This is a genomic window from Pseudanabaena sp. UWO311, from assembly GCF_006937785.1.
In the GTDB taxonomy this organism is placed as follows: domain Bacteria; phylum Cyanobacteriota; class Cyanobacteriia; order Pseudanabaenales; family Pseudanabaenaceae; genus Pseudanabaena.
This window is the reverse complement of the sequence record NZ_SJEE01000009.1, coordinates 1-21284: the sequence shown is the minus strand read 5'-3', so window position 1 is coordinate 21284 and position 21284 is coordinate 1. Positions and strand designations below refer to the sequence as shown.

The window sequence follows — 21284 nt, the reverse complement described above, 5'->3', positions numbered from 1 at the left end:
GTTGTCAAATGAGTACGTTCTCATTTGACAACCGCAATAATCCTAGTAATGGTTTTGAGTTTTCATTTTGCCTACAGCAAAATGAAAACTCAAATAAGTATAAAACCCAGAACTAGAGTGGCGGCGCATCGCGCTGCAACTCTAGTTCTGGGTTTTGTGTTAATTGAGCTTAGGACAAGCGGCGGCAGCAAAACTTGCGGTTGGACATTGTTGCTTTAAACATGGTTGATTATGGTCAGGATCATCTTCTGGATTGAGGGGAATTTGACCAAAAATCATTTTGCAACTCAGATCTTCAAAGTTGGGGGTCATGGTGAGCGGAATCCCAAACTTCTCAGTAAAAAATTCTTGAGTAGGAACTTTACACATATTGACACACATGCCTACGCAGCCACTATCTACCAAATAACGACATTTTTTAATCTGTACTGCCGAAGGTTGCGATCGCACTGTTCCATCTTCCAAAATTATCTCAGCTTCAGCTAATTCACAGGGACCGACTAGCCACTCAAACATTTTGGTCGCAAACCACGCATTAAGAACGCATACCAATCTTGTCGGAGAAAAAAAAGTGCGAATTGCCCAGAGTGCTGGGGACGGTACTAACGATTGCAGCACCTGAGCCACAATTATTTGCTGCTCTTGGGCATTACGCCCTTGCATAATTTGTTTCGACAAATCGACAAAGCCATCATAGCCCCCGATTTCAGTTCCCTTGCCCAGAGCCTGTGACATCTTGAGAGAAAATAGCCAAATAAACATGCGATCGACTAAATTGTCTTTGTATTCATCTTTAGCTATAGGTTGTAAGGCTTTAGGCTGCATAGATTCCTTTAAATCAGACTACCAAAAATTTCTATAACGATTTTAACTGAATTTATAATCATACTCCTTTCCCAGAGAATAATTAGGCGTAAGCGGCTTCGCCGCTTACGCCTAATTATTCTCTGGGAAAGGAGTAGATCGAATTAGTTAGGACATAAATACCTACGCTAAATTATACCGAGATACTTAAAACTAAAAAGAGAGTTGCTGCGCGTAGCGCTGCAACTCTCTTTTTAGTTTGGTTTTTAAATTAGAAATCTAGCTAATCCATTCGGGAATTGCTTCTTCTTTGGTGTTAGTCCGTCGCTCAAGGGTTTGACGCTCGAACTTCATGTGAATAGCACGATTTTGTTCTCCATCCGCAGCAACGGCAAAGATTGGATAATCTTGAATGCCATCTTGGAAAGAAGTATGGAAACGGAATGTACCATCTGGATTGAGCTTGATAGGACGACCGCCAATAGTAACTGAAGCATCAGGCTCAGTTGCACCATAGACAATCAACTCAGCGTCAGCAACCAACCAGAACTGGCGAGGACGAATAGGCGCTTCGCTAGAGAAGAAGCTGTAGCTAGACATGCCAATGCCAGAGTAGTTAATACCACTTGCACTGACTGCACCTGCCGCACCCGCAAACAAACCTGCACCAGAGGGGAAGACGTAGGAGCTAAGAGACTGAGGAGCCATAGCTTCATGCTGCATAGAGCCATAGAGAGAGCCAGAGATTCTCTGAATTTCTGCTTCACGGGCAATATTGAAGATTTCGTCGTAGGAACTATCGCTAGTTGTCGTTGTTTCTTCGGGCGCAGGTGCAACCTTCTTGGCGGGAGGAACCAGAGTGAAGAAGGTTTGACCCTTAAGAGTTTGATCCCAAGGAACAGTAATAAAGTTGTCTTCGACCCATTCCGAAGGAAATACAGGGGGAACGTGAACTACTTTAGAGCGGGTTAGCACTAACCAACGACCATCAGCACAACGATAGCCAAGTTCAGCTACATAATCGCGATCACTAATAGGAATTGGCAAATACCATTCGCGAGCGAGTTCATCGCTGTTATATTCCTGTAAATTATTAGGAGTTTGGTAATCCAAATTAACATCGGTGGCATCATATAAACGGAGTGCCAACTGCTGTCCGCCTTGCTTTCTCAATTCCTCTTTCTGAGAATTAGGAACATCCCAATATACGTAAGCCCATTGGGGATCACGAGGTAATAGGACAATTCGGCTTTCACCGTAACCACTTGGCAAATCACCGATACTTTGATCAATGGCAGCAAGCGATTCTAGATTTTCTTCTGTTTCTTCACTACCGACATTAAACTTTGATGCTTCCACGATTTCTTGTGTCTCCGAGTTACTACGATCTGCTTGGTTTGAGGCTGCACCTTGAGCCGTAAGAATAGTTTGGATATCAGCTAGTAACTGAGATTTTCGCATTCGACTGTAACGAGAAATCTCTAGCTCTGCTGCTACTTTTCGAAGCTGACGCAAGGTCATTTCTTCTAGGGGAGGACGTTCCCTCGCCATATAATTAACCTCCAACTGCTTTTAATTGTGTCTACCTCAGTTGCTTGGAACTGAGAATTCGGTTTGTAGCTAAGTACATTTTGCCAAATTTTCTGAGAAGGTCAATGGCTGGAAGGGCTATCTTCTATTGGTTTAGACTGATTTTTAGAGTGTTTTCAGTACAAATACTCAGCCAAAACCAAATACCTGTAATTGTTGTGGCGATCACGTGAGCAAATTTAATAGGGGATCGCAATGTTAGGGAATCATGACATTGTGATCCCCTCCTTTTGATACTAGGGGAGTTTGCCCGAAAAGCCATAAGATTAAAGGGACAACAAATTATGTACTTTTATAAATATGAAGGCAAAATACGAGTCTTTATCTAAGTCTCTAAAAGTTTTAAAAAGCGCTTTACAAGGCTTATGTCGATCCGCGATCGCGTTTGCATTAGTTGCTTTAGTAGTACTTGGCGGTTTTACTCCAGCAGCTAATGCTGCCTTATTTGCCAAAAAGGGTGAATCGTTATCAACGAAAGAAATACAAACACTTGTCAATGCAGGTTTGACAGGTAATTACGTAGCTGATACGACCGATACTCTGAAAACTTTGCGTGAAGCTATTAGTCTTGCTGAAGATGCTGAAAACCGTGCTGCGGTAAAAACTTCAGCAAGATATAAAATTAATGCCTACGTATCTCGTTATCGAGCTGATCGTGAAAAAAGTGGTTTGTATTCCTATACGACAATGTTAACAGCGTTGAATACGTTGGCAGGATACTACAATGGCTCGAACAAGCGAGCTGTGCCTGCGAAAGTCCGAGATCGCCTATTACAAGAGTTTGACCGTGCTGAAGCTGCTCTCGCTCAAGGTCGTTAATTTTATTGTTGGGAAACGGCACTCATTGCGGTTTTCACATTGGCAAGCTCAATGTGAAAACCGTAAGCCAAGAAAAATATGGTGTTTTCATTTTTAAACTTTTGTAGACAATTTAAAAAAGAAATATTAAATTTTCCTAAAAGCGTAAGAGTATAACTAGCTTGAGGATGACTAAACTTGGCAACAGGATTGGCAACAATATATGAGGCTCTGCATCAAGCCCCACAAACTCATGAGTTTGTCGAAGAGTTGCACCAAACTGATGCGAAAGAATTCTGGTATCGAGCGATCGCTGTCCTCCAGCAATTTTCTATTCAGAGCCAGCTTAAAGGGCTGATGCTGACTCATCATCCGTATATTTTCCCGAATGTAGCCTATCGCCAGCCTGAGTTACAAGCTTGGGTATTTACTACCAGTAAATCTTCATTATTCCCGACTGCTTCCTTGCCGATTGGAAACACGCAAATTGTCTCGATCCCCAAAGCAGATAGTCTTAATCAAGAATGGTTTTGTATTTTAGTTACTGAGAATTTTAGTTTCTTAGTACTATCATCAGCAAAAAGTCACACCTGCGTTTGGTCACTTCATCCTATTGCGATTCAAGCTGCGATCGCAGTACTTTTACCCAGAATTCGTCGCGCTGAACATCAGACTTTATTGCAGGCTAAGCTACAAAAATTTCCACTTGTATTGCCGTCTTATCAGATAATGGCAAGATTTGGTGCAGTTTTGATGGCGCAATCTTCGATTCATCAAGAGTTGCCGATCCCTGAAATTCAAGAAGTCGATATTATCAAAGCTATTACTCATGAGGTGCGCACTCCGCTTACTACGATTCGGATGTTGGTGCGATCGCTAAAGCGGCGTAAGGATATATCGGCGGAAGTGAAAACACGATTAGATCGAGTTGATGCTGAATGTACAGAACAGATTGAAAGATTTAATCTGATTTTTGAGGCGGCGCAACTCGATAGTTACCCGATTATGTTGGAAGCGACACAAATCGAAGATATTTTGAGCGATGGATTTATGCGTTGGCAGGAACATGCAGGAAGAAGACAGATTTCTCTAGAAATGATTTTACCTACGGAGATTCCTGCGATTTATAGCAATGGCTTACTGCTATCTCAAGTTCTCAATGGTTTAGTCGATCGCTTAGTTCGTAGTTTTCCACCCGATAGTCATATTCAGCTAATCCTAACCAGTGCGGGTGAATATCTAAAATTACAGTTTCAATCGCAGGTAACACGACAAGGTGGAGGTGATTTACCATTGCTCAAAGCCGTTGGGCAATGGCTAATGCTCCAACCTGAAACAGGAACCTTAAGTTTGAGTTTGCCAACTACGAAGACCTTGCTAAAAGCTCTAGGAGGTAAGCTTACCGTGAGAATGCATTCCACCAGCGCAGCCTTTGATGGCGAAATTCTAACAATATTTTTGCCATTTATTTGAATATTAGTTTAACCGTAGAACTTTAAGATATATTGAGCAAAATCGTCTGACCAATTTCCCAATGAGTGACGAGCTATATAAATTACTTTTAATAGATGCCGATCGCATTTTTCGGATGGGGATGCGATCGTGGCTAGCTCAATTTTCAGATTTGGAAGTGGTGGAGGAAGGGGAGACAGTTGCCGAAGCTGTAGGGATTTTACAAGGAGAATTAGATTTTGATTTAGTAATTCTCGATCTGAATTTAGGTGCAAAAAATTTGGAGTTAGGAGAAAGCAGTCAGCAATCTGGTTTAGATCTATGCCAGCGATTAAAATTTGAATATCCCAAATTGCCAATTTTGCTGTTGAGTTCTAGCCAATCTCCTGAATTGGTGCGGACAGCTTGGCAGGTTGGGGTTGAGGGATTTTGCCTAAAGGGGACTAATCCTGACGAATTAATTATTGCTATACGCCAAGTTGCTTCAGGAAGTCGATATTTGAGCGATCGCATTCGACTCAGTACTGAGCCATCAGCTCAATTCAATCAATCCGATTCCCTTCAAAAAAACTTGCCTGAGCAGACTGTAGTGGCGATCGTACGGCGTAATTTCTATTTGTCGGGAATAAGAGGAATTGATCGAGTATTAGCTGAGGTGAAGGCAAATTTGGCTAATACCAATAATTATCAGCTTGGTGATCAGATTACCAAAATGGTTCTAGCGGGACAGGCGCGAGAATTACAAGCTGCACGTTGGTTATTTAATCGCCTATGGGGACAAAAAACAGCGCCAGTTAATGATACTGCAAGTAACGTCCCTAGTATTTTTGAGGAGATATCTAAACCTAATCTGGAAATCAGCGATCGCTTAGCTGATACATCACAAAATCAGTCTGAACAGAAATCAAGCAATAATGCTTTAGCCGTTCAAGCGAGTCTATGGGATAAGACAGTTAACAAACTGCAATCTAGCTTATTAAATTCCAGCAAAACGCCTTTGGAAATTGATGTTTTAAAAGATGAAAAAAAACGTCAGCTTCTTTATATTGCTTTGCGACAAATTGAACAAAGTATTACTGATTTACGGTTTTCTCAAATTAGTCCGTCACAGTTAGAAGTAAAAATACCTGACATTTTAAAAAGTATTTGGCAGGAAACTGTAATTAATTTCTTTGGTAAATATTACGCTCTGAATGATCTTGCTAATATTGATACTGAAGTTAATGTTGTAGATGTTTTGCTTAATGATGTAGTAATCATACAAATAGAATTTTTAGATAAGATCCCTCAATTTGATAATTTTCTATCACATTTATTGTTTGAGACGGAATTAGTAGTTGATAATTCTACTGCTGCTATAGGAACAACTGAAGCGATGCAGAGGTTAGAGTTAATCTTAGATAATTTGATTATTCAAATTGCTAATGCTGTAATTCAACCACTTTTAAATAATTTTGCAAATGCTGAAGAAATCAAACATAATTTCTATCGTTACAATCTACTTGCGACTCGTGAAATAGAACGGTTTCGCAATGATTTATCTTGGAAATATCGCTTAGAAAAGTATATTACTGACCCACAATTAATCTTTGAAAGTCGTCATATGTTGTTGACATTTGCCGATCGTGGGATCAAAAAAGTAAGTATCTATACGCCTCGCAATCAGGAGTTGCAAAACCTAGAAGGTGTAAAACTTGCGGTAACTTTGGCGCTGGAACTACAAGATGCGATCGCTCCTCGCCTAAAATCTGCGATCGCCTTTATTGGTAGTGGATTTGTGTATGTGTTAACCAATGTAATCGGGCGTGGGATTGGCTTGATTGGGCGCGGTGTGGTGCAAGGAATTGGCAATGCTTGGCAAGATAGCCGAACCAAAAAGTAAGTTGCTATGCTTTGCATGGCAACTTACTTTTTGGTTCGGTTATTCTAAAGGGGCGTAATGATTTGTTGGACTAAAATATTTTTCTGGATTTTGCCCATCGCATTGCGGGGGAGTTCAGTGACAAAAAATATTTGTTTAGGGCATTTGTAGGCGGCGAGACGAATTTTGCAATGAGCAATTAACTCTTCAGGTGTAATATTGATTGCTTCTTTAATGGCGATCGCAGCCACGACTTTTTCGCCAAAATCATTATCGGGTAAACCCACTACTGCTGATTCTTTGACAGATTCGTGGGATTCGAGAACATTTTCGATCTCTTTGGGATAGACATTAAATCCACCAGTGATAATTAGTTCCTTAGCGCGACCGACTAAGTACAATCTATTGTTATCATCAGGAGCTTGAAATCCGAGATCGCCTGTGTGAAACCATCCATCAGTAAATGATTCTGCTGTTTTGTCTGGCATTCCCCAATAGCTTTGAAAGACATTTGCGCCACGTATCCAGACTTCACCGACCTCTGCGATCGCAACATCTTTACCTTCAGGATTAACTATCCGAATTTCTACACCTTCTAAAGGGAATCCAACACTCTTGGCTTTACGATGTTCTGGCGCAATGTGATTTGAGGCATTCATTCCTGTTTCGGTCATGCCGTAGCGTTCTAGAATGCGAAAACCTGTAATATTTTCAAATTGATAGAACTGTTGATCGCTCAGTGGTGCGGAACCACAGACGAATAGGCGCATCTTCTGTAAATTTGCCTGAGATTCCAATTTTCCACACTCATTGATCAGTCGTTGATAAATAGTGGGAACGCCCATGAACAAAGTACAGCTTTCTGATACTAAGGTTTCCCAGACTTGGCGCGGTTCAAATTTCTCGAACATGATCATGGTTGCACCTGCGTATAGACAGCCCAGCGCTGCAACATTCAATCCATGCACATGAAATAAGGGCAAGACATGAAGCAAAATATCGCGATCGCTCCATTCCCAAGCTTTGTGCAGAGCTTTCATATTGGCAATAAGATTACGATGAGAAATCGCTGCGCCTTTGCAACGTCCCGTTGTGCCTGATGTGTAGCAAATCATTGCAATATCATCACCACCTGCGGGGTATTTTGGAAGAATTACTTCAGGCGTTGATGGAAGCAATTCTTCTTTGAGTAGGATTTTTAATTCTGTTAAATCTTGAATTGCCGATCGCACTTTGCTGAGAAGCTCACTATTAGTTACAAACAGTGAAGTACCTGAATCCGTTAAAAAATAGACAATTTCTTCAGGGCGATAATCTGGATTTAGAGGTAGAGAAATTGCGCCGATGGAGAGAACTGCAAAGTGTAAAAATAAAAACTCGATGCATTTTGGCAGTTGAATTGCTACGCGATCGCCTTTTTTGATACCTAAGCGATCGAGGCTAGCTGCATAATTGTATACTTGGCGATCAAATTCTTGGTAAGTCCAAGTTTTGCCTGCAAAGATGATCGCTGGTTTGTCGGGGTATTTTGCTGCGGTTTCGGAAATTAGCCGAGCTAAATTCATGACTATATTTACCTAAATTTTTTTAATATAGCAATCACTCAGTAAGGTGGGCATTGTCCACCTTACCTATCTACTTTGTGCTGCTCCTAATTTTATACATAAAATCAAAAAAAGCGAGTAGCGAAGCGCTGCTATTAACTTTTTGGGATCAAATTTATCTACAGCGATAGACTGATGCTATGGCTAACTGTGCGATGATAATTTTAACTATCTTGTCTTTAGGTTTTGTTGACTGTGAATACCGTTCGTACTGTTTCTGATACTAAAAAAGATTTTTATTTAGCCTTCCCCAAGCCAGTCAATCAAGTCTATAGACGGGTTGTAGATGAGCTTTTGGTGGAAGTCCATCTGCTGAAAGTAAATCAAACATTTGTTTATGATGCAATTTTTGCATTAGGTTTTGTGACAACTTTCGATCGCTTTACGGTGGGTTACAAGCCTGAAGCCGATCGCTTTGCTGTGTTTCATGCATTATGTTCAGCTCTACAATTCGACTCCGATCGCATTCGCCAAGATGCCACAACTCTGAGCGACTTAGCTACGCGATCGCCCAGTGACATTAAAACCCTATTGACCAATTTAGACTCTGGCATTAACCTTGAACCTTTGTCTGGGCAATTACACACGATCGCTAGCAAAGAAAATTTTAAATACAGTCGTCTGCTCGGTGTAGGGCTATATGCTCTGTTAGAGATCAGCGATCCCGACGATATTTCCGATAGTACTAAGCGTGAAGAAGTAATCAAGTTAGTGGGTGAAACGCTGAAATTTGGTAGCGATCGCTTACTGAAAGATATTGATCTATATCGCTCTAACCTCGACAAGATCGAGCAAGCACGTCAAATGATTGCTGACATGGTGGAAGCTGAACGCAAAAAACGTGCTCAGAAAGAAGCAGCATCTATTAGTACTGCAACTGCCGAACCTGCAAGTGACAATCCAGAAACTACAGCATAAAATAAAAAATGGAAGGCAACGCCTTCCATTTTTATATGTGATTAATCATGTCAAGCTTAGAACCGACTTTAATCGTGATCATGACAACTTTCCCTGAAATTAATCAGGCTCAAAGTACTGCCAATTTATTGGTTGAAGAAAAACTCGCTGCTTGTGTGCAGGTAATGCCTGCCATGATGTCTACCTACATATGGGAAGGTAAACTTTGTCATGAGTCCGAACATTTAGTCTTAATCAAAACCTTACAAACTAATTACGATGCGTTAGCAAGTAGATTGCGATCGCTACATCCCTACGAAACTCCAGAGATTATTGCCATACCTGCGATCGCAGTTGATCGCGACTATCTTCTCTGGGCAAGCTCTACTTTGTAAAATTAAAGAACCAATAAAGTTGTGTGGCGAGGTGGATCTGCGCCACACAACTTTATACCAATTAACAAAAGTGTAGCCACACTTTTGTTAATTAAAACCCAAACCCAATAAGACCAAAGCACAAAATGGCTACGCCATTTTGTGCTTTGGTCTTATTGGGTTTGGGTTAAGTGCAAGGCGCTATACGCTTGCTCTAAAGCCTGTATTAATTCCTTGATTTGAATAGGTTTGCTCACATAATCTTGCATTCCTGCTTCTAAGCACATCTCGCGATCGCCTTGCATGGCATTGGCTGTTAGCGCAATAATCCAAGGCTTCTGGGTAAACTCAGCAACGATTCTTCTTGTTGCGGTTAATCCATCCATTTCTGGCATATATACATCCATCAGAATTACATCATAGTTTTGGCGATATATCGACGCTAAAACCTCTGTACCATTAGCCACGACATCAACACGATATCCCAAGCGATTGAGAAAACGGGTAGCAATTTTTTGATTGACAATATTGTCTTCTGCTAGCAGAATCTTTAAAGGGAATTTGTTCGCGAAATTTACATCAAAAAGTGAAATATCTTTCTGTTTTGCTTGACTTCTCGTTTGAGAATTATTGCTACAGAGCTTTAACAAAGAATTATATAACTGCGATCGCTTAATTGGTTTGCTCAAACAGGTTGTGATTGGATCAGGACTAAATAAATCACAACTGAAGGAATGGGAGAGCAAAATCATTGGTAGTGAGCTTGATTTCATTCGCATTAACTTGCTGACATCGCAATTGTCATACTTATCATTAGAACTATCTGCATTAATAGTAATTGGAATGCCAGTATCAACAATTGCTAGATCAAATTGTTTGTCACTCTGTAGCCATGTAATCACTTGCTCACTAGAGTTAGTTGCTAGCACTTCCATTTGTAGTATTTGAGTAAATATAGTCAAGCTTTCACGGCTAATGTCATTATCTTCAAGAATTAAAATGCGTTTTCCGACAAGACTTAAATCCCATTCTTTAGGAATTACTGTATTTGTCTCGGCTACTGTAGATATCGTAAAAGTAAAAATAGAGCCAGCTCCGACTTCGCTCTCCACAGACATCTCGCCACCCATTAGTATAGTTAATTGATTCGCGATCGCTAATCCTAGCCCTGTACCACCATATTCACGAGTTGTGGATGAGTCTACTTGGCTAAATGGCTTAAACAGAAGTTCGTAGCGATCACTGGGAATGCCAATACCAGTATCTTTAACTGCAAATAGCAATTGATGATATGGATGTTGCTGATCAATTTCTTTTACTGATACTCTCAATGTCACTGATCCTTGAGATGTAAATTTAACGGCATTGCTAAATAGATTGACTAATATTTGTCTTAAGCGGGTTATATCACTAACAATACATTCAGGTACATCAGTATCTATGCAGTAAGCTAGCTCAATCCCTTTAGTAATAGCAGTAGAAGCTAAAAGATCTAGGGACTCTTCGATGCAATGTCGTAAGATAAAGGGATGATTATCTAGGGCTAATTTCCCTGATTCAATTTTTGAGAAGTCAAGAATATCGTTAATAATTGTGAGTAAATTATCTCCGCTCGATCGCACAATTTCTGTGAGTTCCCGTTGCTCAGAGCTAAGTTCTGTGTCTAATAATAAACTGGTCATGCCAATCACAGCATTCATTGGCGTGCGAATTTCATGACTCATCGTGGCAAGGAACTCGCTCTTAGCACGATTAGCTGATTGGGCTGATTCCATTGCCTGTAACATTTCTATTTTTGCTTGCTGGCGTTCTAGATGCATGGCTAGAGAAGATACCGAAATTCTTAATAGGCTCACTTCTACAGAATCTCGTAAGCGATCGCATAGGTAATCATGAAAGCTAAAAAAGCCCCAAAATCTACCACTAACGACAATAGGCATCATTAAGATTGAGTGAAGATTTTTAACTGTTAATATTGGTCTCTCGGCTTCAGAAATAGTTGATAACGACTCATTGATGATCTCTCCATTGGCAAGACGTGATAACCATTGCAAACTAATGATCATTTGCTTGAATTTAGTCTGTACTGATTTAGAATGGCGACTTATATTTTCATCAAACCAAGCAGAATATAGCCTGAGATCAGGTTCATCCAATTGTTCCCGCTCACAGACAAATAATTTAATACTTGAAAAATCGGAAGCTTTGCCCAGTATTCCTAAAATATTGTCATATTCCTGATTGCTGACACTTTCAGCAAGTAGATGGCGCTGGATCTCGACTAGCATAGTCAGATAGCTTTCTCTCTTTTCCAGAGCAGCGATCGCAAGTTTACGATCAGTAATATCTTTGTTTGTGCCAACCATGCGAATCGGTTCATCTTGTTCGTTCCACAAAGCTTTAGCTTGAGTTGCTATCCATTTATAAGTGCCATCCTGACAGCGCATTCGATATTCAGTTATAAAGTGATCAATTCTATGAGCAAAGTAATCTTCTTGTATCTGCAAAAGGCGATCGCGATCATCTGGATGAATCAAATCTATCCAATTAACTGGTTTTTCATTGTCAATACTGGGGTTCATGCCTAACATTGTGCGCCAACGGTCTGAGCGAAATGTGACTCCAGTCTTGATATTCCAATCCCAAATACCATCATCGGCAGCTTGGCTTGCTAACTGCCATCTTTCTTCACTTTTAAGGAGTTCAGCTGTACGTTCTTGGATGCGGATCTCTAGGCTTTGATTTACTTCTTCTATTTCATGAAACTTCTCTTGGAGAGCGATCGCCATAACTTGGAAGTTATAGCCAAGGGCATCAATTTCCTTCAGATTGCTAGATTTCCAAGCAAAGTCATTATCTACTGCAAGATCTTGTTGAAGATCTGTGGTCAGTCTCATTAATTTGGCGATCGGGCTTGCAAACCTGCGGCTAAGGAAATTTGCTGCTAACGTGGCTGGCAAAATAATTGCCAGTAAAATAGCGAGAATTTTGGTATGCAGTTGTTCAAGGACATCAATGTATGGAATTGGCGACAAACGTACCAATAGACTCCAAGGGATCTCATTATTGATCTTAACTTGCTGCAAATAATAGGACTTACGCCAGCGAGTCATGGCTGACAGTCCTTTTGTAGTTGGGAACCATTGGAACTGATCAGTCCCAATAGCGTGAATTTCTCCGCCCTGAGCCAAATCAAAAAACTGTCCCGTTTGGAAATCTGGAGAAGTACTAGAAATTATTTTATTCTGACGATCAAGGACAAAAGCCTCAGTCTTCCATGTTTTTGATTTTTCAATTAAAAAGTTTTTAATATGAGAGAGATCCAAAGCTGCAAAAATGATGCCATTAAAGCGATTGTTCATGAAGATTGGAACGGCTACATCGATATGCGAATCAGATGTGATTTCATCAGTGTGGACATCCCCAAAAGCAATGCTCAAAGAAGATTTAACCTGCTGAAAGATATCTTCTTTAAGCATTGCTTTACTGAGACTAGCTCTGGCTGAATCAGAAACATTAGGAAAAGCAGTCAAAATATTTCCTTCGGCATCCGTAGTATAGATATAGAGAAACGTTGACGTGGCTTTACCTAGGGTAGTAGTAGCAAACTGTAATCGTTCTAGATTCTGCGTATCGGAACTGATTGCGGCGAGTTCTCGCAATATCTGTGAGTTACTTTGATGCCAAAATTTTAGATCTGAGCTAAGGGAAGAAGTACTTGCACGCAATTGACTATCAATTTCAATGTTAATATTTTGTAAAGACTGCGCCCCTGTCAAAATAGCAATGGTGAAGATCGGGATAAAAACAGCGGCTAATAACAGATGAAATAACATCTGTTGGATGGTTTGTTGATTGCGATCGCCTTGCCCTTTTTGAAGCCATTGCTTTAGTGGTAGATAATTAATACATAGGCTCGCAATTAGCGCATTTAATACACCATTAATTACTTGTTTTAGAACAACTAAAACAATTGAACTAATTCCAAACTTGAGAAAGAAATAATAAAATAGACAACATAGTGGTGTGCCTATACATAGCCAATAGGACAGCACTAGCAATACTATGTTGCGCGGTTGCTTTTGCTTTCCTCGATGCAGCCCAATGCTCACCCAAAGGCTCTCTAAAATCAACAGCACTGCGGCGTAGGGCTGTCCCCAAAGAAAATAAGTATAAGTACTTGCGACCGCCGAAACCAACACCCCCATTGAGATCCCATAAAAATATATGGCGATCATTACAAAAATGCTACCGAACAACAAATCAACACCAAAAAACAAAGGTAGCCGAAAATAATTTCCTAAATACCCCAGAGTTGCAAACAATAAAAATAAGAACGTAAATCTCAGGATAGTTTTACCTTGAAACCTATCCTGAGATTTACGATTTAAAAGTTTATGCAGAAACCTTGCGATTGGCGAGAAAAAGTTCATTTAATAATCATTAATCCCAGTTAATTATTAACCATGCAAATTTGCAATAGTAAATTTTTTTAATTCAGCAAAGCAACACTTTAAAAAAATTGTTGTTTGATTAACCGAAATTGTTGTAATATGCCCCTCCTCTACAATATTCTCCCACAACAAAAGGATTAAAAATGAGAATTTTTGTTGCACTATTCCACAATTTCTATCACTAGGTTCTATCTCTGTAAACGCAAATCTTTATACTAACCATAGAAAGTGTGACTACACTTTCTATGGTTGAAAGCCGATATCTGTAGGGCTTTTGAGCTTTTATATTGCCGCAGGTAAAATAAAAAAACGATGCATCATTGGCTGACTGTAGAAACAATACTTCTATTCGCTTGTGTGATGCTATTTCCAAATACTGGTGTGGGATCTAATCCTGTAATCAAATGAAAATGTATAGGAGAAATATGTTGGGCGGTTGGCTTATTTTCCCAATCTTTTAAAAGCTCGTGTGATCGCTCTAGAAAAACAACACCACGAATAAGAGGTGTAACTCGCCAACTTTCGATTAAAACTTCAACAAGCGCTAGTTCGATTTGTGGAGGTGTGTAGGCTTGTAATAAATCTTCCAAATATTCATCAAAATCTTCATCGTCATTGCCATCTAACTGATAGCTATCGACGATGTACTTTACTCTTTGGCGACTAATCTCTTCCCATACTTCCATAACTCCCTCGGCTTTTAGGCGAAAGTAAAAAGGTGAAAGGCAAAAGTAAAAACTCTGGCATAAGAACCTTTGTTAAATAATACATTATTATGATAATTAAATAATAGTTGCGATAACTATATATTACTTCTCAGTATGATCCCTCAGAAATTGCGATTAAAAAATTTCTTGAGCTATCAACAATTAGCCTTAGATTTTAGTGGGCTGCATGTTGCTTGCATTTGTGGCGCGAATGGGGCGGGAAAATCATCATTATTAGAAGCGATTGCTTGGGCGATTTGGGGTATAAGCCGCGTGGCAAGCCAAGATGATGTGATTCATGTTGGTTCTAAAGAAGCTCAAGTGGACTTTACATTTATCGCTGGTGGTGAAGTCTATCGGGTAATTAGAACAAGATCTCGTAATAGTTCAACCTCTTTAGAATTTCAGGTGCAGAGTGAAGGCAAATTTAAATCCCTCACTGAGCGTAAGGTGCAATCGACTCAGCAGACAATCATTTCGCATCTGAAGATGGATTACGAGACCTTCGTTAATTCCGCATATTTGCGTCAAGGTCGTGCTGATGAATTTATGCTGAAGCGTCCTAGCGATCGCAAACAGATTTTGGCGGATATGCTAGCTTTGTCGCAGTATGACGAGCTTGCCGAACGTGCCAAAGACATTGCGCGAACTAGCAAAGGTGAGTCAGTAGTTTTAGAGAATATGTTGGTACATCTGCGAGAGCAAATTCAAGCAGGAGAGGCGATCGCACCGCAGTTAGAAGTTTTGCGATCGCAGTTAGCGGATTTGCAATCAAGGGAATCTCGCGATCGTCACCAATTGCAAGTTGCGGAAGAATTGCAAAAACAATATCAAAGTGTGACCCAGCAGCTAACTTGGCAACAACAGCAGCAGGCTTCACTCACTGCCAATTTGGCGCAATCATCACGACAATTAGCCATTCAGCAAAAACAATTACAGCAATTAGAATCATGTTTGACAATGCGATCGCAGATTTTGCAAGAATATGAGTGCTATCAAGTACTATCAACCCAAGAATCAGAACTAGAACGTAAGTTTCAAAAGTATCAACATCTTTGCGATCGTAGGGGAGAATTTAGTCTTAAACTTGCGAGTCTGCAAAGTGAACTCAGGGGTCAGTTAAGGCATTATCAAGCGCAATTAGAGTCACTAGTACAGCAGGAAAGTGACTTAAAAGGGATTCTGAGCCGGACTGGGGAAATCGAAGCTGCGATCGCGGAATTACACAAAGCAAGAGCCATTTTACAAGAATTTGATCGCCTCCACGCTCAATCCACACCGTTAATTCATCGTCATCAAGTTCTCAAGCATCAACTGGAAAGAGAGCATACCAAACTTGCTGCAAAACTAGAAGAATTAGTTGCGAAGCGCGAACAGTTATATTTACAAGTCAAGAATCACGATCAGTTATTAGTTAATGCTAAAGAACTAGATCGGCAAATTGTTTTATTACAAAACAAACAAGTTTATCAACAACGAGTTCATGAAAAAGGATTAGAGAGACGTGATTTTTTGGAGCGCTTAAAAACAAGATTGGCGGATAGTGAGGCTGCTTTTAATAAATTAGAATCAAAAATGCGTCAGTTAACCGTGCTGAATGCACCTTGTCCTCTTTGCGATCGCCCTCTAGATGAAGCTCATTGGCAGCTAGTCCAGAAAAAACATAAACAGGAATCTCGCGATTTGCAAGCGGACATTTGGGTAGTAAAAGAGCAGCAAGCTGCTTCTAACTGCGAAATTGAAGTTTTACGAGAAGAATATCGTAATCTCAAAAAGGAACTTGCACCACTTAATGATTTGATTCAGCGTAAAGGAACTTTGCAGGAAAGACTAAAGGCGATCGCTGAGGCAAAGCAAAGGCTAGCGCTAATAGATGCTGAGATTGTGGATTTAGGCGATTGCCTTCAGACGCAAAACTATAGCCGCGAAGCATGGGAAGAGATGGAACTCATCGATAAAAATATTTATAAATTTGCTTATGACGAAAAAAATCATGCTCTAGCCCGTGGTGACGTAGAACGTTGGCGATGGGCAGAAATCAAGCAGTCAGAATTAAAAAATGCTCAGCGTCAAGCCGAAAATCTATCGCAAAAAATTCCTGACTTACAAACCAAAATCAACCAATTGCAAGATCGTCTTACTAAAAATCTGATCGATTTAGAAGTACAACATGAACTCGAACAATGCGATCGCACTCTGACGCAGTTAGCCTATGAACCCGATAGGCATCAGCAACTCCGCGCCCAAAAGCAAGAACTCACGCCATCATTATTGCGCTATCAAGAACTCACCCGCGCTGAGCAAGAATATCCCGAACTTCAGCAACAGGTAAACCATTTACAACAAACTCAAAACGTTAATCAACAAGAATTACAAAATATCACTGCTCAAATTTCTCAATTACAGTCACAGGTCAAAACCTTACATGGCGATCATGCAATGGAAATTCAATCTTTGCGACAAAATCTGCAAAACTGGCGATCGCAGATGGATACTCTCCTCGCTCAAATTGGTAGCCTTCAGCAATCACAACAACAACTAGAGCAAAGCCGCCAACGCGAACAAGAAACGCTCTCTCAAATCGAAGTAACCCGTCAACGCCAACGCATCCACACGGAACTCTATCAAGCCTTTGGTAAAAATGGTATTCAAGCTTTAATGCTAGAAAATGTACTTCCGCAAATCGAAGTAGAAGCTAATCAAATCCTCGCTCAACTTAGCGATCGCCAATTAAATGTGAGATTTATCACCCAAAAATCTGGTAAAAAAAGCGATCGCATTATCGAAACCCTCGACATTGAAATTGCTGATACTAAAGGAACTAGACCCTACGAAACCTATTCAGGCGGTGAAGCCTTTCGGATTAACTTTGCCGTGCGTCTAGCTCTATCTCGCGTGCTTGCCCAGCGCAAAGGTAGCACTTTGCAAACCCTCATTATTGATGAAGGCTTCGGTAGTCAAGATCAGTTAGGTTGCGATCGCCTTGTCAGTGCGATTAATGCGATCGCGCCAGATTTTGAATGTATCTTGGTCATTACGCATATGCCACAAATGAAGGAAGCCTTTAACACCTTGATCGAAGTATCGAAGGGTGAGGAAGGTTCCACTGTGCAATTAGTAGGTTAGTTACAGCGCTTTGCGCTTAAACCCAAACCAAAAAACTTTAAAAGTGTCGCAAAGCAACACTTTTAAAGTTTTTTGGTTTGAGCTCTTAGAATGCGCTAACCCGAACCCATTGCTGACTCATGGTTTGCTCATAAAGAACTTCTAAGCGATCAATATTTTTTACCAGCGTATAGCGATCTAAAACCCTTTGCCTTGCCTTAATACCAATAATCTTCGCCATCTCAGGATGATCGACAAATAGTGGTAAAAGCGTGCAAAGTTGAGAAGTAACCTTATGAGAATCAAGAATAATTCCTGCTCCATTCTCAATTACTTCACCATCAGCACCCACATCAGTCGCAATGCAAGCAACTCCACAGGACATCGCTTCTAGTAGTGATAGAGATAAGCCTTCCACCAGCGAAGGTAAGATAAATACGTCTGTACCGCGCAAAATCTCAATACGTCTTTGCTCATCAGCAATATAGCCCATCCAGATAATGCTGGGATCATGACCATAAAAAGTCTTTAAACCTGCCAGTAAGGGGCCAGTACCGACGATCGCAAGTTTACAACCTTCAGGCATTCGACATTTGCGCCATGCCTTGAGTAAAGCTTCGACATTTTTCTCAGCAGCTAAACGACCTTGATAGAGAAAAAGCACATCAGCATTCAGCTCAGCCTTAATATTAGAAGCCCCTGGAGAATAGCGATCGCTATCTACACCATTGGGAATAACTGCAATTCTCGTATTGGGGACTCCTAATTTATTAAGAAGTTCTTTTTGAATATTAGAAAAGATAATAACTTGATTGTAGTCGGCTAGCGATGGCGCATAAATTTGATAGGTAAGTTGCTGCGTGCTAGAGGCAAGATTACGACGTTTCAGATCAAAGGGTTGGTGAAATGTAGCGACAAGGGGTAAATCGAGTTCGGCACAAATTTCTGGCAGGCGAAAATCGAGAGGAGATATGGCAAGGGATGCATGAATAATATCGGGCTTTAGCGATCGCAAAGAATCAACGAGAATCTTATTCGCCCTTAAAGAAGGAACTGTGTAAATGGTGGATTTGTAGAGAAATGGTAAAGCGACATCTTGAGTTTCTTGCGCATGTTCTTCTAGCTCTTCATGTTCTGAATCACTTTCTGGGGCAAAATGCATAAAGCTGACACGATGTCCGCGATCGAGTAACGCATTTGTAATCTCGCGACTATAGGTCACGTTGCCACAAGCAGGCGATTTTTTACCTAACCATGCAATATGCATGAACTACACCACATTATTACAAAGGTATAATACCAAAACTAGAGGCAGCACGAAGTGTCAACGCTATCTTTTCAGTAATTCTCATTATGAAACCGATTTTGGTGATTCCATCACCAAAGGCGATGGAATCACCAAAATCGGATTTTTGAAAGCCCGCCAACGGCGGGCTTTCAAAAATCTGATTTGTATAATGAGAATTTCTGTGCTCTTTTGGCGCTAAAAAGAATAGCTAGCACTATGTGCTAGCTATTCTTAGTTATTTTATGGGTTGCCCGGGATTTGAACCCGGAACAAATCGGTTAAAAGCCGAGTACTCTACCGTTGAGTTAGCAACCCTTTTATTGCAAGGTATGATTTATTGCAAAGTGTGAACTTTTGTTTACAAAATGCAAACTTTTCGTTTACGCGCTTGGCTAGTCTAACATGCTTTTAGCAAATTACACCAGTCAAACTAAATGGTCTTACCTCAGTAATTCTTATGGAAAGAGTCTGACCAATCAGATCAGCTAATGGTTTGCCTGTGTTGTTCTCGGTGAAGGCGATCCGATTGGTGCGGGTGCGACCCATGATTTGTAAAGGATTTTTGTGGTTTGTACCTTCGATCATGATCTCTTCAGTACGTCCTGCATAGCGGTTAGAACGCTCAGCAGCATTTTGATTAACAGCGTGGTTGAGACGCTGAAGGCGATCGCTTTTGATCTCTTCACTTAACTGGTTTTCCCAAACCGCCGCAGGTGTACCTGGGCGAGGTGAATAAGCCGCAGTATTTACCAAATCAAAGCCAATGTCGTTAACTAGCTGCACTGTACGCTCAAATTGCTCCTCGGTTTCCCCAGGGAAAGCAACGATCGCATCGGCAGTAATCGCCGCATCGGGCATAATCTCGCGAATGTCATCAATAATGCGGCGGTAGCGCTCATGGGTATAGCCCCGTGCCATCGCCTTGAGAATGTCGTTATCGCCCGACTGAAAAGGAATATGGAAATGTTCGCAAACCTTTGGTAGTTCATAGCAAGCTTTGATCAATCGTGAACTAAAGTAGCGAGGGTGGCTGGTGGCATAACGAATGCGATCGATCCCTTCGATATCATGGACGTAATAAAGCAAATCAGTAAATGTGATTTTGCCGCCGATGCCTGCGCCAATACCACCTGCTGGGAGATCGCGCCCATAGGCATCGATGTTTTGACCAAGTAAGGTAATTTCTTTATAGCCCTGCGCCGCAAGATTTTCAATTTCTTTACGGATGGATTCAGGCGATCGCGATTGTTCTCTACCTCTTACCGCAGGCACGATGCAATAAGTACAGTTTTCGTTGCAGCCATAAATAATATTTACCCAAGCAGAAACAGCACTATTACGGCGTGGTGTGGTGATGTCTTCTTCGATATAGGCTTCATCGGTGGCGACAACTTGGTTGCCATTAAATACTTGTCCCAACAGATCGCCAAGACGATTAACATGCTGTGGCCCCATGACTAGATCAAGTTCAGGAACACGCCGCATTAGGGCTTCGCCTTCTTGCTGGGCGACACAACCCGCAACGACGAGGGTTAATTTCGGATTTTCACGTTTGCGCTTGGCTTGTCTGCCTAAGTACGAATAAACTTTTTGCTCGGCATTGTCACGAATGCTGCAAGTGTTATACAAAATCAAGTCGGCTTCTTCGGTCTCTTCGGTTGACTGGTAGCCCATGTTTTCTAATACGCCTGCCATGCGCTCAGAATCCGCTTTGTTCATTTGGCAGCCGAAGGTGATGATGTGATATTTCTGAGCAGTCATGAAAGTGTTTAACCAAGCCGAAATTATTGCTGTCCTATTCTAATATCTTTCAGCATGGATTGTAAGGGTTGCTATGTGTTTGCAGCAATCAGCGATCTTATAAACCATAGCGCTTTTGGTTTAGCAGAAATTTACGTGATTTATTTGATTGAGGTGATAGCATAAAAATCATTAAAAGGATTTAGACAAGCCCAACAATCATCATGCTTTACAAAATTCCACTATTATTAACTCCTCAGCCAGAAGGTGGGTTTACGGTAACTTCTCCCCTCTTACCAGAATTAATAACTGAAGGGGAATCGATCGATGAGGTTTTAGTCAATGTTAGAGATGCATTTGAAGCGATTCGAGAACTTTATGAAGATTTAGGCAAAAAACTTCCTCATAATTTGCAATTTGCAGACCAAGATTCACCAGCCCTAATTGAAACTGTTATTTCTGCGTGATGAACTATAGAGAAGTTACTAAGGAATGAAAAACAAATAACTTGTGCAAATTAGGATAATCTCAGATAAAGAAAGAAAAGGAATAATTTTGGGTTATTACAGCGAAGAACTTGAGACGGAGATGTTGAAATTTTACGGTTCAC

At 40.7% G+C, this 21284-nt stretch carries 14 protein-coding genes and 1 tRNA gene; 7 read left to right on the top strand and 8 right to left on the bottom strand.

All coding sequences use genetic code 11. The annotated features are described in order from the left end of the window. Window positions 1-159: 159 nt before the first annotated feature. Together PseudUWO311_RS09095 and PseudUWO311_RS09090 are read right to left on the bottom strand one after the other, a co-directional pair. On the bottom strand, window positions 160-825 hold the full coding sequence (locus PseudUWO311_RS09095; RefSeq protein ID WP_142654941.1) for a DUF4033 domain-containing protein: 666 nt from the start codon (window positions 823-825) through the stop codon (window positions 160-162). A gap of 258 nt (window positions 826-1083) precedes the next feature. Continuing rightward, window positions 1084-2355: a DUF4912 domain-containing protein gene (locus PseudUWO311_RS09090; protein ID WP_142654940.1), complete on the bottom strand. Its 1272-nt coding sequence runs from the start codon at window positions 2353-2355 to the stop codon at window positions 1084-1086. Between the two features lie 339 nt (window positions 2356-2694). On the opposite strand from PseudUWO311_RS09090, the gene PseudUWO311_RS09085 reads away from it, so the two are divergent. From PseudUWO311_RS09085 to PseudUWO311_RS09075, 3 genes are all read left to right on the top strand, one after another. Continuing rightward, window positions 2695-3213, top strand: coding sequence for a photosystem II protein Psb27 (locus PseudUWO311_RS09085; RefSeq protein ID WP_142654939.1), 519 nt, complete (start codon window positions 2695-2697; stop codon window positions 3211-3213). A gap of 189 nt (window positions 3214-3402) precedes the next feature. Next, the gene (locus PseudUWO311_RS09080; protein WP_223807509.1) at window positions 3403-4665 is read left to right on the top strand and encodes a sensor histidine kinase; all 1263 of its coding nucleotides are present in this window, start codon (window positions 3403-3405) and stop codon (window positions 4663-4665) included. Window positions 4666-4726: 61 nt separating this feature from the next. Continuing rightward, window positions 4727-6526 carry a DUF3685 domain-containing protein gene (locus tag PseudUWO311_RS09075; RefSeq protein WP_142654937.1) on the top strand — a complete coding sequence of 600 codons (1800 nt, stop codon included), beginning with the start codon at window positions 4727-4729 and terminating at the stop codon, window positions 6524-6526. A 44-nt stretch (window positions 6527-6570) separates the two neighbouring features. On the opposite strand, the gene PseudUWO311_RS09070 is transcribed toward PseudUWO311_RS09075, so the two are convergent. Continuing rightward, complete coding sequence (locus tag PseudUWO311_RS09070; protein WP_142654936.1) at window positions 6571-8070, bottom strand: class I adenylate-forming enzyme family protein; 1500 nt, start codon at window positions 8068-8070, stop codon at window positions 6571-6573. A 234-nt stretch (window positions 8071-8304) separates the two neighbouring features. On the opposite strand from PseudUWO311_RS09070, the gene psb29 reads away from it, so the two are divergent. Continuing rightward, window positions 8305-9027 carry a photosystem II biogenesis protein Psp29 gene (gene psb29, locus PseudUWO311_RS09065; protein WP_142654935.1) on the top strand — a complete coding sequence of 241 codons (723 nt, stop codon included), beginning with the start codon at window positions 8305-8307 and terminating at the stop codon, window positions 9025-9027. Between the two features lie 47 nt (window positions 9028-9074). Continuing rightward, entirely contained in the window at window positions 9075-9401 is a 327-nt protein-coding gene (gene cutA / locus PseudUWO311_RS09060) for a divalent-cation tolerance protein CutA (protein WP_142654934.1), read from the top strand. A 152-nt stretch (window positions 9402-9553) separates the two neighbouring features. On the opposite strand, the gene PseudUWO311_RS09055 is transcribed toward cutA, so the two are convergent. Further along, a complete protein-coding gene (locus PseudUWO311_RS09055; protein WP_190303443.1) occupies window positions 9554-13618 on the bottom strand; it encodes a response regulator in 4065 nt (1354 codons plus the stop codon). 533 nt (window positions 13619-14151) lie between these two features. Then, a complete protein-coding gene (locus PseudUWO311_RS09050) occupies window positions 14152-14520 on the bottom strand; it encodes a hypothetical protein (RefSeq protein WP_142654932.1) in 369 nt (122 codons plus the stop codon). Between the two features lie 135 nt (window positions 14521-14655). Between PseudUWO311_RS09050 and PseudUWO311_RS09045 the strand changes: the two genes are divergently transcribed. After that, window positions 14656-17667, top strand: a complete 3012-nt coding sequence (locus PseudUWO311_RS09045; RefSeq protein WP_142654931.1) for an AAA family ATPase — start codon at window positions 14656-14658, stop codon at window positions 17665-17667. A gap of 85 nt (window positions 17668-17752) precedes the next feature. On the opposite strand, the gene PseudUWO311_RS09040 is transcribed toward PseudUWO311_RS09045, so the two are convergent. The 3 genes from PseudUWO311_RS09040 to miaB all read right to left on the bottom strand — a co-directional run bounded on the left by PseudUWO311_RS09040 (window position 17753) and on the right by miaB (window position 20695). Then, the gene (locus PseudUWO311_RS09040) at window positions 17753-18913 is read right to left on the bottom strand and encodes a glycosyltransferase family 4 protein (protein WP_142654930.1); all 1161 of its coding nucleotides are present in this window, start codon (window positions 18911-18913) and stop codon (window positions 17753-17755) included. A 264-nt stretch (window positions 18914-19177) separates the two neighbouring features. Continuing rightward, window positions 19178-19249, bottom strand: a tRNA-Lys gene (locus PseudUWO311_RS09035). Window positions 19250-19342: 93 nt separating this feature from the next. After that, window positions 19343-20695 (bottom strand): tRNA (N6-isopentenyl adenosine(37)-C2)-methylthiotransferase MiaB, encoded by a 1353-nt coding sequence (miaB, locus tag PseudUWO311_RS09030; protein ID WP_142654929.1) that lies wholly within the window; start codon window positions 20693-20695, stop codon window positions 19343-19345. 203 nt (window positions 20696-20898) lie between these two features. Here miaB and PseudUWO311_RS09025 point away from each other — a divergent pair, with 203 nt between their 5' ends. Continuing rightward, complete coding sequence (locus PseudUWO311_RS09025; protein ID WP_142654928.1) at window positions 20899-21141, top strand: type II toxin-antitoxin system HicB family antitoxin; 243 nt, start codon at window positions 20899-20901, stop codon at window positions 21139-21141. The last annotated feature ends 143 nt before the right edge of the window (window positions 21142-21284 follow it).

What these genes read in the sequence shown, in the direction of transcription:
- PseudUWO311_RS09095 (WP_142654941.1), bottom strand. Translation starts at nt 825, where the DNA reads ATGCAGCCTAAAGCCTTACAACCTATAGCTAAAGATGAATACAAAGAC.
- PseudUWO311_RS09090 (WP_142654940.1), bottom strand. Translation starts at nt 2,355, where the DNA reads ATGGCGAGGGAACGTCCTCCCCTAGAAGAAATGACCTTGCGTCAGCTT.
- PseudUWO311_RS09085 (WP_142654939.1), top strand. Translation starts at nt 2,695, where the DNA reads ATGAAGGCAAAATACGAGTCTTTATCTAAGTCTCTAAAAGTTTTAAAA.
- PseudUWO311_RS09075 (WP_142654937.1), top strand. Translation starts at nt 4,727, where the DNA reads ATGAGTGACGAGCTATATAAATTACTTTTAATAGATGCCGATCGCATT.
- PseudUWO311_RS09070 (WP_142654936.1), bottom strand. Translation starts at nt 8,070, where the DNA reads ATGAATTTAGCTCGGCTAATTTCCGAAACCGCAGCAAAATACCCCGAC.
- cutA (WP_142654934.1), top strand. Translation starts at nt 9,075, where the DNA reads ATGTCAAGCTTAGAACCGACTTTAATCGTGATCATGACAACTTTCCCT.
- PseudUWO311_RS09055 (WP_190303443.1), bottom strand. Translation starts at nt 13,618, where the DNA reads ATGATCGCCATATATTTTTATGGGATCTCAATGGGGGTGTTGGTTTCG.
- PseudUWO311_RS09050 (WP_142654932.1), bottom strand. Translation starts at nt 14,520, where the DNA reads ATGGAAGTATGGGAAGAGATTAGTCGCCAAAGAGTAAAGTACATCGTC.
- PseudUWO311_RS09045 (WP_142654931.1), top strand. Translation starts at nt 14,656, where the DNA reads ATGATCCCTCAGAAATTGCGATTAAAAAATTTCTTGAGCTATCAACAA.
- PseudUWO311_RS09040 (WP_142654930.1), bottom strand. Translation starts at nt 18,913, where the DNA reads ATGCATATTGCATGGTTAGGTAAAAAATCGCCTGCTTGTGGCAACGTG.
- miaB (WP_142654929.1), bottom strand. Translation starts at nt 20,695, where the DNA reads ATGACTGCTCAGAAATATCACATCATCACCTTCGGCTGCCAAATGAAC.
- PseudUWO311_RS09025 (WP_142654928.1), top strand. Translation starts at nt 20,899, where the DNA reads ATGCTTTACAAAATTCCACTATTATTAACTCCTCAGCCAGAAGGTGGG.